The organism is Sphingobium sp. FW306-1B-F04DB (genome assembly GCF_058781925.1).
Genome location: NZ_JBYSXE010000036.1, coordinates 1 through 13,875, shown reverse-complemented (window position 1 = coordinate 13,875; position 13,875 = coordinate 1). Strand labels below are relative to the sequence as shown.

Genomic DNA, 13,875 nt, shown 5'->3' with positions numbered 1-13,875 from the left:
GACTGTCGGAAACATGACACCTCCACGTGGTACGTGGGGTGTCCAGCAATTAGCGTGCCATTTGCGCTACTGACGGAAGCTTTCGATCAGCCCACGCGGCCGCGACGGCCCTTGCGGCCATAAACCGCGGAATCGTGCGCCTCGGCGCGCGCCTGCTGGAGCAGCTCGAGCTGGCGCTCCGCCATGTCGCCGAGCAGATTGACGCGGATACGCGCGGCTTCGGCAAGACCGAGCGCGTGATCGAGCATCGCAAGTTCGTCGCGGTCGTCGCGCCAGCCGCCCAGCCCTCGCAGCCGGCCGATCGCGAGCGTGAGCGTGGTGTTGGCGAATTCGATCGCCTGCACATCGCGGCCGTCGAGCGCGTCGATCAGCCGCTCGATACCGTCGACCGCCTCTTCAAGCTCTACGGTCACGCGTCGCCCTTGGAACCGAGGTCGAGCGCGATCATCTTGTCCGCGATGGCGCGCGGATCGACGGCATAGCTGCCGTCCTCGATCTTCGCCCGCAGTTCCGCGACGCGATCGCTGTCGACCGGCGGGCCGTCGGCGAGCATCTGCGACAACGCGGTCTCGGCGGATGCGCGCGGGTTGGAGGCGACACCCGCAGGCGTCGCACCACCCTGTTCGGCAGCCTTGGTGCGGACCGGATCGATCCTGCTCGTGGGGCCAAGCCCGACGCCTTTGATCATCGTCATATCCTTCGCTTTTCAGCGGGCTTTCGCCCTCTTGAAGCTGTTAACGGCAATTAACGGGATTACTTTAATCGGCTATGCGAACGACGCCGGCGCGCACCACTTCGGCGAACACGGGTGCAGCCTTCGGATCGGAACGCACGCGAATTCGCGCACCCGGCGCGCCATCCTGCTCGGCGATCGCCTGGGTGCTGACCTCGAAGAAGCGGCCGCCCGCAACGAGTTCGACGGGGTCGCCCCTGCGGATCACGGGTTCCTCGCGCACCGCCGCCGCTGTCATGCTGCGCGCCAGCGGCACGCGGATACGCCAGCCGAGCGAGGCGCAGCGCACCGCAACCGCGCCCAGTACGGGCGCGTCGAACACGGGCGCCTGCGGGCATTGCGCGAGCTTGAGGCGACGATCGATGGGCGCCGTCGGCCCGCCGGGTTCGCCCACGCCTGCGCCGAGCGCCGCGACGAGCGCGGTTTCGAGCGCATCGATATTCTGGAACGCCTGTGCGTGCACGCCCGTCGGCGCCATCAGCGCGGCGGTCAGCAGCAGGTGTCGGAAAACCGTCGTCGTCATCGTGAAAGCCCTTTCGGGCGCATATCAAGCAAGGACCGCGCCAGATTCAGCGCGCCGGGGTGAAGCGGAGCACCAGCCGCTGTCCGCCCTGCCCTTCGCGGCCGCGGCTCGGCGGCATCACGATCTCGATCGCGCGCGGGTCCATCCCCGCGTCGCGGATCAGCCGGCCGATCGCCGCAGCGCGCGCGGCGGCGAGTTCCCAGCCGTCGAAGCGCGCCGAATCGCCGGCGCGGCCGATGCTCGTGATCGAGAGGGTGCCACGCCGCTTCGCCCAGCTTCTCGCAAAGCGCTCGAACACGGTTCGCGCCTCGGGACGCAGCAACGCCTCGCCAGGACTGAAAATATCGTCGGCGATGATGCGGCGCTCGATCGTCGCGGGGCGCGCTTCGGCAGAGAAGGCATCGCCGATGCTTTCGACGACCGCGTCGGGATTGATGCTCTGCGCGTGGAGCAGCACGAAAAAGGCGAGCAGCAGCAGGACGAGGTCGGCGAAGCTCAGCAGCCAGCGCGTCTGGTCGGAGCCGCGTATCATGCGGCGCGGGCACGGCGCGGCGCGCGCGGTTTCGCCGGTTCGTCGAGCTCGATCCGCGCGAGATGACCAAGATGATCGAGCGCACGGCGCTGCCAGTCGCACTCCAGCACCGAAAGCCGCTCGAGCCGGCGCGCGATCGGCCCCGCGACGAGATAGGAGAGTACGATGCCATAGAGCGTGGTCAGCATCGCCAGCGCCATCGCGGGACCGATGCGATCAGCGTCGTTCATCGCGGCGAACATGCCGACCAGCCCGATGATCGTGCCGACCATGCCCATGCCCGGCGCGCTGTCCGCCACCGCGTTCCAGAAGTCGATCGCGCCGCGATGACGACGTTCGCGATCCTCGAGCTCCTCTTCGGCCCAGCGCGTGAATTCGTCGGAGCTGTCGGCATCGGCAAGCCGGTGCGCGGCAGCGGTCAGGAAGCGTTCGGCGGTCTGGACGCGATCGGCGCAGCTGATGCTGCGCATCTGCGCGATGCGTTCCATCGCGTGGACCGCGCGCATCGCGGCATCACTGTCCGCGGCAGGATCGGCGCGCAGCAGCGGCCCCAGCGCCGCAAAAGCGCGCGCGACATCTTTTTTTTGCGCGCGAAACACCGCGAGCAGCAGCGAGCCGCCTATAACAAGAGCGAAGGCGACAGGGTCGAAATAGAGCGCAAGCCTTTCGAAAATCGCCATATCCACCCCTTGCCGGCAACGACCGGCAAAAATTTGCCGCCCCCGGCAATTTCCTGCCGACAGCATCTTGCCGCCCGGTTCGACGCCCCGGAAATGCGCGCATTTACCATTATTGGCACGGCGCTTGCTCCCGTGGAGCGCGGCTTGTCCTGCCACTCATAACGGCAGGCCGGGCAGCGACTTAAGCGGGGGGGCCGCAAATGACGATGGGACAGGACATTTTCGGTGTGCATGGCGACGCGCTTCGGCTGCGCAGCCAGCGCCTCACCCTGCTCGCGTCCAATATCGCGAACGCCGCGACGCCCAACTACAAGGCGCGCGACATCGATTTCACCCAGGCGTTGCAGAAGGCGCAGGACGGCATGGCGGTCGAGGCCGCCGCCGACGACGCGATGGGATACCGCATTCCGATGGAAGGTTCGATGGACGGCAACACGGTCGAGCTCGGCACCGAGCAGACGATGTTCGCCGAGAATGCGGTGCGCTACCGCACCACGCTCTCCTTCCTCGAAGGCCGCATCGGGACGCTGATGCAGGCGATCAAGGGAGAATAAGCGATGGCGGGTCCGCTCTCGGTCTATGACATCGCCGGCCGTGCCATGGCCGCGCAGATGGTGCGCCTCAACACCACCGCCTCCAACCTCGCCAATGCGGGTTCGGTCTCGGGCAGCAAGGAAACCGCGTTCCGGTCGTTGAAGCCCGTCTTCGAGACGGTGCGTGATGGCGACGCCGCAACGGTGCGCGTCAGGCAGGTCGTGACCTCCTCGGTCGAGCCGACCAAGCGCCACGCGCCCGATCATCCGCTCGCCGATGCGAATGGCGACGTCTGGGACGCGGGCGTCGACAGCGCTGCAGAGCTCGTCGAGATGATCGAGACCGCGCGCCAGTACCAAAATGTGGTCCAGGTCCTCCAGACCGCCAAGACCCTCACGCTCGACACGATCAGGATGGGCAAATGACGACAGTCAACACCAGCAACACCGCCGGGCTCGATCTTCAGCAGCCTCCGGGCGCCAAGCATAACAGCACGCTCGATCAGACCGCGTTCCTGAAGCTGATGACGACGCAGCTCAAGACGCAGGATCCCTTCAATCCCGTCGACAACACGCAGATGGTCGCGCAGATGGCGCAGTTCTCTAGCGTCGCTGGCATCGCCGAGATGAACAAGAGCCTCGCCGCGATGGCGTCGGACCTTCAGGCGCAGCGGCTGGGGAGTGCGGCGAGCTGGATCGGCAAGTCCGCGCTGGTCGAGACCGACCAGGCAACGCCGCTTTCCGACGGCAGCTATCGCGGCGAAGTCGCGCTGCCCGAGGACGCGCGCGGCATGATCGTCAGCCTGGTCGATGCCAATGGCCAGGTCGTCCACAACGCGACCTTCGAGAATCAGAAGGCGGGCAACGCCTCGTTCGCGTGGGACGGCAAGGATGCCGATGGCAAGGCGGTTGCCGGCCCCTTGCGCGTCGTGGTCAACGCCACCGGCGCCAAGGGCGAGATCGACGCCGCGATCGGCACCTGGACGCAGATTACCGGGGTCCAGTCCCCCGCGGGCGGCGCCTCGACGCGCCTAGTCACCCCGCTCGGCCTTCTTTCGCCCGACGACGCCGTCCGTCTCGGCTGACCCAATTCCAGCAAAGGAACACACGCCATGTCCTTCTACACCTCGCTTTCCGGCCTCAAGGGCGCGCAGACCGAACTCGCGGTCGTCTCCAACAACATCGCCAATGTCGGGACCGTCGGCTTCAAGAAGAGCCGCACCGAATTCGGCGACCTGATGTCGGCATCGCCGATGTCGTCGGGCAATGTCGCGGGCCAGGGCACGCGGCTGAAAAGCATCACGCAGCAATTCGGCCAGGGCGGCTTCCAGTCCTCGGAACGCGCGCTCGACATCGCGATCAGCGGTGAGGGCTTCTTCATGACGCGCGGCGAGCTGACCGGCGGCCGGATGAGCTTCACGCGCAACGGCGCCTTCGGCGTCGATCCCGAGCGCTATGTCCGTGACTCGCGCGGTGCGTATCTGCAGGTCCTGCCCGTCGATGACGAGGGCAACGTTACCGCGACGGGCATCTCGGCGACGCGCAATCTCCAGATCCCGCAGTCTTCGGGTGCGTCGATCGCGACGAGCGCCATCGACGTCACGGTCACGTTGCCGCAGAACGCGGACCTGCCGGCCAGCCGTCCGGTGTATAGTGCGGCGAACCCCTATGCGTTCGATCGCACCGATCCCAACAGCTACAATTATTCGACCGCCGCGACCGTCTATGACGCCGCGGGCAACGCGCTGGCCGCGACGGTCTATTATGTCCGCACGGGTGCGCCCGGCGGCGCGGTGACCGACAGCACGTGGGAAGCGCATCTGTTCGTCGGCAACCAGGAAGTGTCGTCCGACCCGGCGCAGCCGAGCCCCGCGGTGCCGCTGCAGCTGACGTTCGACGCCGCGGGGACGCTGACCGCGCCCGCGGGCCCGACCACCTTCGCGAGCGCGCAGCCCTCCGGCGCCGCGCAGCCGCTCAACTTCACCGTCGACTTCGGCACCGCCACGAGGCAGGCGGGCGGGCCGTTCGTGCCCACCGCCTTCGACCAGAACGGCGTCGCGGCGGGCAAGCTCGACAATGTCTCGGTGGGAACCGACGGCCTCGTCACCGCCACCTACTCCAACGGCGACACCATTCCGCTGGGCAAGGTCGTGATGGCAAGCTTCGCCAATCCCGCGGGCCTGCGCCAGTTCGGCGATGCGAGCTGGGGGATCACCGGCAAGTCGGGCGATGCGCAGATCGGCGAGGCGGGCAAGGACGGCTTCGGCGTGGTCCAGTCGGGCGCGCTCGAGCAGGCCAATGTCGATATCACCGAAGAGCTCGTCCAGCTGATCGCGGCGCAGCGCAACTTCCAGGCGAACGCGAAGGCGATCGAGACGGCCAATACGATGACGCAGGCCATCGTCAACATCCGGACCTGAGGCTAGAGCATGGACCGTCTGATCTACACTTCGCTGACCGCGATGCGCGGCGCGATGGCGCGCCAGGCGACGACCGCCAACAACCTTGCGAACGCCAACACCACGGGCTTTCGCAAGGAGCTGGCGAATGCGCGTCCGCTCTGGGTCGACGGTCCGGGCCTGGACGCGCGAGTCGCGGCCTCCGAGGAAGTCGTCGCGGCCGATATGAGCGCGGGCGTGATCTCCGAAACCGGCCGCGCGCTCGACATCGCGCTCGAGGGCGACGCGCTGCTCGGGGTCCAGGCGAAGAATGGCGAGGAAGCCTATACGCGCCGCGGCGACCTGCAACTGACCGATTCGGGACTGCTGACGACGGGCGACGGGCTTCCCGTGCTCGGCGAAGGCGGCCCCGTCACGCTCCCGGCCGCCGACGATGTCCGCATCGACAAGGACGGGACCATCTGGATCGTGCCCGCTGGCGGTGACCCCACACAGCCCCAGCGGGCCGATCGCCTCAAGATCGCCTCACCCACGGGATCGGAGGTCGCCAAGGGCCTGGACGGCCTGTTCCGCGTCCGCGGCGGCGGCACGCTGCCCGAAGACCCCGAGGCGCGTGTCATCACGGGCAGCCTCGAGGCATCCAACGTCAATTCGAGCCAGGCGCTGATCGAGATGATCGAGGCAAGCCGCGCCTGGGAAACGCAGATGAAGCTGCTCACCACCGCGCGCGATCTCGACACGGCCTCGGCCGACCTGATGCGCCTGCCATCCTGATTTCGACGGAGACCTGAAAGCCATGTCCAACGCCGCTCTCCATGTCGCCCGCACCGGGCTCGACGCGCAGAACAACCGGATGCGCGTGATCGCCAACAACCTCGCCAACGTGAACACCACGGGGTTCAAGCGCGACCGCGCCAGCTTCGAGACGCTGGCCTATCAGATCATGACCGCGCCGGGCGCGCCGTCGTCGGGCGACAATCGCTATGCGACGGGGCTGTCGATGGGCACCGGCGTGCAGATGACCGGCACGACGCGGATCGATACCGCGGGCACGCTCCAGACCACGGGCAACAGCTACGATCTCGCGATCGAGGGCGGCGGCTATTTCCAGATCCAGCTGCCCGACGGTCGCACGGGCTATAGCCGCGCGGGCGATTTCAGCCTCTCGCCCGAGGGCCAGATCGTGACCGCCGACGGCATGCCGCTGATCCCGCAGATCCAGGTGCCCGAGGGCGCGGAATCGGTGACGATCGGCCAGGACGGCACGGTCTCGGTCAAGGTCGCGGGCGAAACCGAGTCGACCGAGCTCGGCCGCATCGAGACCGCGCGCTTCGTCAATCCGGCGGGGCTGCAATCGATCGGCAACAACCTGCTGATCGAGACGCAGGCTTCGGGTGCGCCGCAGGTCGGCCAGCCGGGCCTCGATGGCCGCGGCACGCTGCGCCAGGGTTCGCTCGAAGGCTCCAACGTCAACATCGTCGAGGAACTGGTCGACATGATCGAGACGCAACGCGCCTATGAGATCAACTCCAAGATGATCTCGGCCACCGACGAGATGCTGCGCAATGCCAACCAGACCCTCTAGGCTCGCCGCGGCGATCGCGCTCGCAGCCGTGTTCGCGGCTTCGCCCGCCATCGCGAAGAAAAACCGGCCGTCCGAATACGCGCCGAGCTACGCTGCGGACCTTCCCGCCGCCCCCGTCGCCAACGGCTCGATCTTCCAGGCCTCGCAGGGCTATGCGCCGCTCACCAGCGGCACGCGTGCGGCGATGGTGGGCGATGTACTGACCATCGCGCTGGTCGAGCGGACACTCGCGACCAAGAGCGCAACGCAGTCCGCCGACCGCGCGGGCGATATCGGCCTGACCCCGCCGACAACGGGGCCGCTGTCATTTTTTTCGCCCTCCGACGTTAATATGGGCGGCAACTCGTCGTTCAATGGTAAGGGGCAGGCCACCCAGTCGAACGCGCTCTCGGGTGAGATCAGCGTCACGGTCGCGGCGGTCTATCCCAACGGAACCATGCTGGTGCGCGGGGAAAAGCTTGTGCGGCTGAACCGGGGCGATGAGTTCGTGCAGTTTTCGGGGCTGGTCCGTCCGACGGACATCAGCGCCGACAATCGCGTGCTTTCGACGCGGGTCGCCGACGCCCGCATCAACTATACCGGCAAGGGGGAAGTCGCCCGCGCCAGCCAGCAGGGCTGGCTGCAGCGCTTCTTCTCCATGCTGAGCCCGTTCTGAGCATGGGGACCGTCATGAAGCGCCTCTTCACCCTTATCGCCCTCCTTCTCGGCCTTGCCGCGACGCCCGCACAGGCCGAGCGCGTCAAGGATCTCGGCCAGTTCCAGGGCCTGCGCGCCAACCAGATCATCGGCTATGGCATCGTCGTCGGGCTTGCCGGCACGGGCGATGACAGCCTCGAATATGCAACGCAGGGCATGAAGGGCGTGACTTCGCGCTTCGGCCTGACGCTGCCCCCGGGCGTCAACCCGCAGCTCAAGAACAGCGCCGCCGTGATGATCACCGCCGAGCTGCCCGCGATGGGCAAGCCCGGCCAGCGCCTGGACGTCACCGTCTCCGCGCTGGGCAAGGCCAAGTCGCTGCGCGGCGGCACGCTGCTGATGACCCCGCTGCGCGGCGCCGACGGCCAGATCTACGCGATGGCGCAGGGCAGCCTTGCGGTCGGCGGGCTCGGCGTGAACGCGCAGGACGGCTCCAAGCTCTCGGTCAATGTGCCCTCGGCGGGTCGTATCCCCTCGGGCGCGACGATCGAGCAGGCGGTCGATACGGGCTTCGGAACAACGCCCCACCTCACCTTCAACCTTGCCGAGGCGGATGTGACCACCGCGCTGCGCGTCGCCGCGGCGATCAACGCCAGCCTCGGCAATGGCCGCGCGCGCGCGGTCGACGCGGTCTCGATCGCGATCGACGCGCCGGTTGGCGTCGAGGTGCGCACCATGCTGATGAGCCAGGTCGAGAATCTCGATGTCGATCCGGCGCAGGCGCCCGCGCGCGTGATCGTCAATGCGCGCACGGGCACCGTCGTCATCAACGGCGCGGTGCGGATCCGCCCCGCCGCGGTCAGCCACGGCAAGCTCACCGTCCGCGTCGACGAGAATCCGACGATCGTCCAGCCCGCGCCCTTCTCGCGCGGCCAGACCGCGCTCGAACCCTCGAGCGACATCACCGTCGAGGAAGAGACGCGCCCGATGTTCCAGGTCGGCGAGACCGCCTCGCTGGCGGACATCGTCAAGACCGTCAACGCGATCGGCGCCTCACCCGCCGATCTCGTCGCGATCCTCGAGGCGCTGAAGCAGGCGGGCGCGATGAAGGCGGAGCTGGTGATCCTGTGACGACGCCGATCGCCTCGACGGGCGCGGGCCCGACCGCTGCCGCGCAGCAGCGCGCCGAGCTCAAGAAGGCCGCGCAGGCCTTCGAGGCCGTCTTCCTACGCCAGATGATCGGATCGATGCGCTCGTCGAGCCTCGGCGACGATCTGTTCGGCAGCCAGGCAACCAACCAGTTCCGCGAAATGTCCGACGCGCGGCTCGCCGACTCGATGGCCGAAAAGGGCGCGTTCGGCATCGCCGAAATGCTGATCGGGCAGCTCGGCAAGCACCTGCCCACCGATGAGGGAGTCGCGAAATGAGCGATCTGCTACGCATCGGCGCGATGGGCGTCTCGGTCTATCGCAACGCACTGACCACGGTCGGCGACAATGTCGCCAATGCGCAGAGCGAGGGCTATTCGCGTCGTGACATCAAGCTACGCGAAACGGGTATTCTCGGCGCGGGCCAGCCCTTCTACAACGACAAGTTCGCCGTGGGCGGGGTGCGCGTCACCTCGATCGAGCGCAGCTGGGACGCGTTCCGCGCCGCCGATGCGCGGCTTACCAACTCGGATTCGGCGCAGTCGCAGACAAGATTGCGCTGGCTCAATGTCACCGAGACCGCGCTCGATGACGGGCCGGCGGGGATCGGCCAGCGGCTGACCACCTTCTACAATGCCGCCGACGCGCTCGCGGGCGACCCCGGTGGCGCCGCGCCCCGCCGCGCGATGCTGACAGCGCTGCAGGATGCCGCCAGCGCCTTTCGCACCACTGCCGAGGGGCTGGCACGCGTCGCCGAAGGCATTGCGACGGAGGCACAGACCACGGTCGCGGCGGTCAACAACGAACTGCAGGCACTGGCCGACGTCAATGTCGCGATCGCGCGATCGGCACCGGGCGGCGGGGGCCGCGCAAGCCTCGAGGACGAGCGCGACCGGTTGCTCGACAGCCTCTCGACCAAGATCCAGATCGACTATGAGATCAGCGGCAAGGGCGAAGCGACGGTGCGCGCGCGCGGCACCACCAGCCCCAATCTGGTCGCGGGTCCGGACGCCGGGATCGTCATGCTCCAGGTCGCGGCCGATGGGCGGCTTTCGCTGATGGTCACCGCCGAGGGCAGCACCGACCCGCTCCCCGTAATGGCGGGCTCGATGGCGGGGCTGATCGATGCGTCCAACAGCGTCGCTGGCCGACGGCAGGAGCTCGACGCAATCGCGGCCGACTTCGCGGCGCAACTCAACGCATGGTCGGCGGCGGGCACCGACAAGGCAGGCAATCCCGGTGCGGCGATGCTTTCGGGCACCACTGCCGCGACGCTGCAGGTCGTGATGACCGACCCCGATGGCATTGCCGCAGCGGGCGGCGGGACCGAGAACGGCAACCTGCTCGCGCTCCAGGCGCAGCGCGGCGACAGCGGGCCCGAGGCGCGGATGTCGAACATGATCAACATCCTCGCGCAGAACCTCGCCTCGGCGAAAACGCAGGATGCCGCACTCAGCACGCGACGCGACAATGCCTTTGCGGCACGCGAGGAGGTTTCGGGGGTCGACCTCGATCGCGAAGCCGCGGAACTGCTGCGCTACCAGCAGGCCTATGATGCCTCGGCGCGGATCATCCAGGTCGCGCGCGAAACACTCCAGTCCATCCTCGCGATCTTCTGACAGGGAATACGAACATGATCATCGGCGGCCGCAATCGGATCAGCGCAGAAATCGCCCGCCAGACTCGGCTCGCCGAGGCGATCGCGCGCTCGCAGGTCGAGATTTCGGGACAGAAGCGCATCCTTGCGCCCTCGGACGATCCCGCGGGTTATGCGCGTGTCGGGCAGATCCAGCGCTCGCAGTCCAACGAGGCGGTCTGGGCGGCCAATGCCGACGCGGCGACAGCGCTCGCCGCACGCGCCGACGGCGCACTCGGCAGCGTCGTCACCGCAGCGACGCGCGCAGTCGCACTGATGACGCTCGCGCGTACGGGCACGGTCAACGCGCAGGATCGCCAAGCCTATGCGATCGAGCTGCAGGGCCTTGCCGCCGATATCCGCGCGCAGATGGCACTGACCGATCCGCGCGGCCAGCCTGTCTTCCCCACGACCACGCCGCTCGCGGTGCCCGTGGCTAACGGGTTCGCGCTGAGCGCGACGCTCCAGCTCGACCGCGTATTCGGCAGTGGGGCGACCGATCTTGCGACGATCATCGATGGCGCGGCGGCCGCGCTCGGGATCGCCAACGACGCCGCGCGCGACGCGGCGACCGCGACCGCGCTGACGCAGCTGCAGGGCGCAACTGACCGCGTCATCGATGCGCGCAGCGAACAAGGGTCGCGCATGACGCTGATCGATTCGGCGCGCGAGCGGCTCGCCAATTCGAAGCTGGCGCTCAACGACGAGCGCAACCAGATCGAGGCGACCGACATCCCGGCGGTCGTGGCGCGCATGAATGCGCAGCAGCTGACGCTCGAGGCGGCGCAGGCGGCGTTCGTCCGCGTGAACCGCCAGACGCTGTTCGATCTGCTCGGTTGACGTTCGTTAACCCTTAAATCTCCGGCGCCCCGACCGTTAACGGTTACAGGAGGCGCGTCCCGGCGAAGGCCAGCTTCCGAAACCGTGTTCTGCTTGTTTTCGGGGGTTGCCCATGTTTCCTGCGATCGGCCTGGTCGTGCTTCTGGTGATGGTGTTCGGCGGCTTCATGCTGACGGGCGGCGACCTTGGTGCGGTGATGCACGCACTGCCCCACGAAATGCTGATCATCGGCGGGGCTGCGGCAGGCGCGCTTATCATCGGCAATTCGGGCAAGGAGCTGAAGCAACTCGCGGGCGGCTTCACCAAGATCTTCAAGGGGCCGAAATACAAAAAGCAGGATTTCCTCGACGTCATCCTGCTGATCTCGACGCTCATGAAGCTGCTGCGCCAGGAAGGCCCAGTCGCGCTCGAGCCGCATATCGAGGAGCCGCAGGCCTCGACGATCTTCACGCAATATCCCAAGCTGATGAAGGACCAGACTTTGGTCCACCTCATCACCGACACGCTGCGCCTCGTCGTCGTCTCTTCAGGCACGCTCGACCCGCATGCGGTCGAGGAGGTGATGGACAACAGCATCAAGACGCACCACCACGACGCGATCCGCCCCGCCGATCAGCTCCAGACGCTGGGCGACGCCCTGCCCGCGCTCGGCATCGTCGCAGCGGTGCTCGGCGTGGTGAAGACGATGGGATCAATCGACAAACCGCCGGCGGTGCTCGGCGCGATGATCGGCTCGGCGCTCGTCGGCACCTTCCTCGGCGTGCTGCTCGCTTACGGAATGGTCAATCCCTTCGCCAACCGCGCGCGCCAGGTGATCGAGGCCGACGCCGCGATCTACGACGTGGTCAAGCAGATGATCATCGCCTCGCTCCACGGCCATCCGATCCCGCTGGTGATCGAGGCCGCGCGCTCGGGGATCAGCCATTCGAACCAGCCGGCCTTCGCCGATGTGTTCGACGGCATGCGGGGTCGCTGAGCCATGGCTGCTGCTCAAGCTAAGAAGCGCGGCAAGAACGAACCCGAACCGCGGCCGATCATCGTCAAGAAGATCGTCGAGGAATTGCACGGCGGCCATCATGGCGGCGCGTGGAAGGTCGCCTATGCCGATTTCGTGACCGCGATGATGGCGTTCTTCCTGCTGCTGTGGATCCTCGGCGCCACCTCGGAGAAGCAGCGCCGCGGCATCGCCGACTATTTCACGCCGACGCTGGTCGAGATGCGCCAGAAAAGCGCGGGCTCAAACGGCCCGTTCGGCGGCGACTCGATCGTGGCCAAGGACAATTATCCTCACAAGGCCGCGCAGACCGGCTCGAAGAGTCTGACCATCCCCAAGGATGCGACGGGCGGCGACAAGGAAGGCGCGGGCGAGCAGAAGATGCGCGATCGCAAGCGCTTCATGATGCTGCGCCAGGCGCTGATCGACCGGATGAAGCGCGATCGCCGGCTTGCGAAGCTCCAGAAGAATGTCCGCTTCACGGAGACGCGCGAGGGGCTGCGCATCGATCTCGTCGACGAGGCCGATTTCGCGATGTTCTCGCTGGGCACCGCGACGTTGCTGCCCGATGCGCGCAAGCTGATCGCCGAGGTCGCGACGGTGATCGAGGGCGTGCCCAATGACGTGATCGTGCGCGGGCACACCGACGCGCTGCCCTATGCGTCGGGCCGCACCGATAACAACTGGCTGCTGTCGAGCTCGCGCGCCGAGTCGACGCGGCAGACGCTGGGCGATGCGGGCGTGCCGCTCGATCGCTTCGCGCGGATCGAGGGCGTCGCCGACCGCGAGCCCTTCGTCCCCGCGGACATCTACGACCCGCGCAACCGCCGCATGTCGATCACGCTCGCCTGGCTGAAATATGACGAGGCTACCAAGGCGAAGGAAAGGACCGAACTCGCGGCGCGCTGACGCGTGCAGACCAGGCCCCGTGGTCAAAAATCCCCAGCCGAACCTGCGTTCGGTTTCGGGAGGTGTCGTCTCCCCATTCAACGACTGGAAAGTCGTGGTTAGCTGCCGTTGCGATTTTGGCTCGGATGTTCATCGAGGGAGGTTTATGACTTTCCCATCCATAGTTAGGCGAAACTTGCCCCCTCCGTATGCCGACCCACTACTTCACGTGGAGACGGTATAGGTCACCCCTCTGGCAAGGGGTTTGGCTTTCACTGACTTCGTTCGACCGTCCGAGTAAACGAACGGCGGCCCTATAAGCTTTGCACCGTATTGGACCGGAAAAGGGTTTTCACACGATGGCGAGGCAAACGTTTCCTCCCAATAGGTCCCCCGGCGCACAGCGCCCACATCGTCTCCTATAGTCGGTACCGCTGGAGGACCGTTTTCAGCTTCAACCGTGATGCTCCCAACGCAGTCCGGATTGCCGAAAAGGTCAGTGTCAGCGACAAAGGCAACCGTACCGTCGATGACTGTCGCCTTTATGTAGTAGGTGCTAGAACACCCCGTGACGGCAGCAGCCATCGCTGTTGCGTAGCAAAGATGTTTAGTTCCCATTGTGTCACTAAAGCGGCGAATGCGAACGACCGCAATGTCGTCGTGTCCGGACTGTTGTCTAATTGATTTGAGCATCAGGCTTCCTTTTTCCCGTTGGCCAACGGTTGTCTGCGAGGTCATCGGACGACTT

At 66.7% G+C, this 13,875-nt stretch carries 19 protein-coding genes; 13 read left to right on the top strand and 6 right to left on the bottom strand.

The features are described 5' to 3' along the window. Nucleotides 1-86 precede the first annotated feature (86 nt). From AC3WJD_RS15135 to AC3WJD_RS15115, 5 genes are all read right to left on the bottom strand, one after another. A complete protein-coding gene (locus AC3WJD_RS15135) occupies nucleotides 87-413 on the bottom strand; it encodes a hypothetical protein (RefSeq protein ID WP_492747526.1) in 327 nt (108 codons plus the stop codon). Next, nucleotides 410-694, bottom strand: coding sequence for a flagellar biosynthesis anti-sigma factor FlgM (gene flgM / locus AC3WJD_RS15130; protein ID WP_492747525.1), 285 nt, complete (start codon nucleotides 692-694; stop codon nucleotides 410-412). The genes AC3WJD_RS15135 and flgM overlap by 4 nt, the downstream gene beginning before the upstream one ends. 64 nt (nucleotides 695-758) lie before the next feature. Continuing rightward, nucleotides 759-1,256 carry a flagella basal body P-ring formation protein FlgA gene (locus AC3WJD_RS15125; protein WP_492747524.1) on the bottom strand — a complete coding sequence of 166 codons (498 nt, stop codon included), beginning with the start codon at nucleotides 1,254-1,256 and terminating at the stop codon, nucleotides 759-761. Nucleotides 1,257-1,302: 46 nt separating this feature from the next. Next, a complete protein-coding gene (locus AC3WJD_RS15120; protein ID WP_492747523.1) occupies nucleotides 1,303-1,788 on the bottom strand; it encodes a flagellar motor protein MotB in 486 nt (161 codons plus the stop codon). Next, nucleotides 1,785-2,468, bottom strand: coding sequence for a MotA/TolQ/ExbB proton channel family protein (locus AC3WJD_RS15115; protein WP_492747522.1), 684 nt, complete (start codon nucleotides 2,466-2,468; stop codon nucleotides 1,785-1,787). The genes AC3WJD_RS15120 and AC3WJD_RS15115 overlap by 4 nt, the downstream gene beginning before the upstream one ends. A gap of 200 nt (nucleotides 2,469-2,668) precedes the next feature. On the opposite strand from AC3WJD_RS15115, the gene flgB reads away from it, so the two are divergent. The 13 genes from flgB (at nucleotide 2,669) to AC3WJD_RS15050 (ending at nucleotide 13,148) form a co-directional block, all read left to right on the top strand. Next, entirely contained in the window at nucleotides 2,669-3,022 is a 354-nt protein-coding gene (gene flgB / locus AC3WJD_RS15110; RefSeq protein ID WP_492747521.1) for a flagellar basal body rod protein FlgB, read from the top strand. 3 nt (nucleotides 3,023-3,025) lie between these two features. Further along, entirely contained in the window at nucleotides 3,026-3,427 is a 402-nt protein-coding gene (gene flgC, locus AC3WJD_RS15105; protein WP_492747520.1) for a flagellar basal body rod protein FlgC, read from the top strand. Further along, complete coding sequence (locus AC3WJD_RS15100) at nucleotides 3,424-4,086, top strand: flagellar hook assembly protein FlgD (RefSeq protein WP_492747519.1); 663 nt, start codon at nucleotides 3,424-3,426, stop codon at nucleotides 4,084-4,086. Before flgC ends, AC3WJD_RS15100 begins: the two co-directional genes overlap by 4 nt. A gap of 27 nt (nucleotides 4,087-4,113) precedes the next feature. Further along, entirely contained in the window at nucleotides 4,114-5,421 is a 1,308-nt protein-coding gene (locus AC3WJD_RS15095) for a flagellar hook protein FlgE (RefSeq protein WP_492747518.1), read from the top strand. A 9-nt stretch (nucleotides 5,422-5,430) separates the two neighbouring features. Continuing rightward, nucleotides 5,431-6,174 (top strand): flagellar basal body rod protein FlgF, encoded by a 744-nt coding sequence (locus AC3WJD_RS15090; protein ID WP_492747517.1) that lies wholly within the window; start codon nucleotides 5,431-5,433, stop codon nucleotides 6,172-6,174. Between the two features lie 22 nt (nucleotides 6,175-6,196). Further along, nucleotides 6,197-6,985, top strand: a complete 789-nt coding sequence (flgG, locus tag AC3WJD_RS15085; protein ID WP_492747516.1) for a flagellar basal-body rod protein FlgG — start codon at nucleotides 6,197-6,199, stop codon at nucleotides 6,983-6,985. Beyond that, nucleotides 6,966-7,640 carry a flagellar basal body L-ring protein FlgH gene (locus tag AC3WJD_RS15080; RefSeq protein ID WP_492747515.1) on the top strand — a complete coding sequence of 225 codons (675 nt, stop codon included), beginning with the start codon at nucleotides 6,966-6,968 and terminating at the stop codon, nucleotides 7,638-7,640. The genes flgG and AC3WJD_RS15080 overlap by 20 nt, the downstream gene beginning before the upstream one ends. Nucleotides 7,641-7,642: 2 nt before the next feature. Then, a complete protein-coding gene (locus AC3WJD_RS15075; protein ID WP_492747514.1) occupies nucleotides 7,643-8,752 on the top strand; it encodes a flagellar basal body P-ring protein FlgI in 1,110 nt (369 codons plus the stop codon). Beyond that, the gene (locus tag AC3WJD_RS15070) at nucleotides 8,749-9,048 is read left to right on the top strand and encodes a rod-binding protein (protein ID WP_492747513.1); all 300 of its coding nucleotides are present in this window, start codon (nucleotides 8,749-8,751) and stop codon (nucleotides 9,046-9,048) included. The genes AC3WJD_RS15075 and AC3WJD_RS15070 overlap by 4 nt, the downstream gene beginning before the upstream one ends. Next, complete coding sequence (flgK, locus tag AC3WJD_RS15065) at nucleotides 9,045-10,388, top strand: flagellar hook-associated protein FlgK (RefSeq protein ID WP_492747512.1); 1,344 nt, start codon at nucleotides 9,045-9,047, stop codon at nucleotides 10,386-10,388. Before AC3WJD_RS15070 ends, flgK begins: the two co-directional genes overlap by 4 nt. A gap of 14 nt (nucleotides 10,389-10,402) precedes the next feature. After that, nucleotides 10,403-11,245, top strand: a complete 843-nt coding sequence (locus tag AC3WJD_RS15060; RefSeq protein ID WP_492747511.1) for a flagellin — start codon at nucleotides 10,403-10,405, stop codon at nucleotides 11,243-11,245. 112 nt (nucleotides 11,246-11,357) lie between these two features. Beyond that, nucleotides 11,358-12,221 carry a flagellar motor stator protein MotA gene (gene motA / locus AC3WJD_RS15055; RefSeq protein ID WP_492747510.1) on the top strand — a complete coding sequence of 288 codons (864 nt, stop codon included), beginning with the start codon at nucleotides 11,358-11,360 and terminating at the stop codon, nucleotides 12,219-12,221. Nucleotides 12,222-12,224: 3 nt separating this feature from the next. Continuing rightward, nucleotides 12,225-13,148 (top strand): flagellar motor protein MotB, encoded by a 924-nt coding sequence (locus AC3WJD_RS15050; RefSeq protein WP_492747509.1) that lies wholly within the window; start codon nucleotides 12,225-12,227, stop codon nucleotides 13,146-13,148. Nucleotides 13,149-13,352: 204 nt separating this feature from the next. On the opposite strand, the gene AC3WJD_RS15045 is transcribed toward AC3WJD_RS15050, so the two are convergent. Then, nucleotides 13,353-13,875: hypothetical protein (locus AC3WJD_RS15045; protein WP_492747508.1), on the bottom strand; the 523-nt coding region annotated here is incomplete at its 5' end.

Bases quoted from the DNA above. Each gene is read 5' to 3' on its own strand.
- flgK (WP_492747512.1), top strand. From the start codon at position 9,045: ATGAGCGATCTGCTACGCATCGGCGCGATGGGCGTCTCGGTCTATCGC.
- AC3WJD_RS15120 (WP_492747523.1), bottom strand. From the start codon at position 1,788: ATGATACGCGGCTCCGACCAGACGCGCTGGCTGCTGAGCTTCGCCGAC.
- AC3WJD_RS15090 (WP_492747517.1), top strand. From the start codon at position 5,431: ATGGACCGTCTGATCTACACTTCGCTGACCGCGATGCGCGGCGCGATG.
- AC3WJD_RS15050 (WP_492747509.1), top strand. From the start codon at position 12,225: ATGGCTGCTGCTCAAGCTAAGAAGCGCGGCAAGAACGAACCCGAACCG.
- AC3WJD_RS15080 (WP_492747515.1), top strand. From the start codon at position 6,966: ATGCCAACCAGACCCTCTAGGCTCGCCGCGGCGATCGCGCTCGCAGCC.
- flgB (WP_492747521.1), top strand. From the start codon at position 2,669: ATGACGATGGGACAGGACATTTTCGGTGTGCATGGCGACGCGCTTCGG.
- flgM (WP_492747525.1), bottom strand. From the start codon at position 694: ATGACGATGATCAAAGGCGTCGGGCTTGGCCCCACGAGCAGGATCGAT.
- AC3WJD_RS15095 (WP_492747518.1), top strand. From the start codon at position 4,114: ATGTCCTTCTACACCTCGCTTTCCGGCCTCAAGGGCGCGCAGACCGAA.
- flgC (WP_492747520.1), top strand. From the start codon at position 3,026: ATGGCGGGTCCGCTCTCGGTCTATGACATCGCCGGCCGTGCCATGGCC.
- AC3WJD_RS15075 (WP_492747514.1), top strand. From the start codon at position 7,643: ATGGGGACCGTCATGAAGCGCCTCTTCACCCTTATCGCCCTCCTTCTC.
- AC3WJD_RS15115 (WP_492747522.1), bottom strand. From the start codon at position 2,468: ATGGCGATTTTCGAAAGGCTTGCGCTCTATTTCGACCCTGTCGCCTTC.
- AC3WJD_RS15100 (WP_492747519.1), top strand. From the start codon at position 3,424: ATGACGACAGTCAACACCAGCAACACCGCCGGGCTCGATCTTCAGCAG.
- AC3WJD_RS15060 (WP_492747511.1), top strand. From the start codon at position 10,403: ATGATCATCGGCGGCCGCAATCGGATCAGCGCAGAAATCGCCCGCCAG.
- AC3WJD_RS15125 (WP_492747524.1), bottom strand. From the start codon at position 1,256: ATGACGACGACGGTTTTCCGACACCTGCTGCTGACCGCCGCGCTGATG.
- flgG (WP_492747516.1), top strand. From the start codon at position 6,197: ATGTCCAACGCCGCTCTCCATGTCGCCCGCACCGGGCTCGACGCGCAG.
- motA (WP_492747510.1), top strand. From the start codon at position 11,358: ATGTTTCCTGCGATCGGCCTGGTCGTGCTTCTGGTGATGGTGTTCGGC.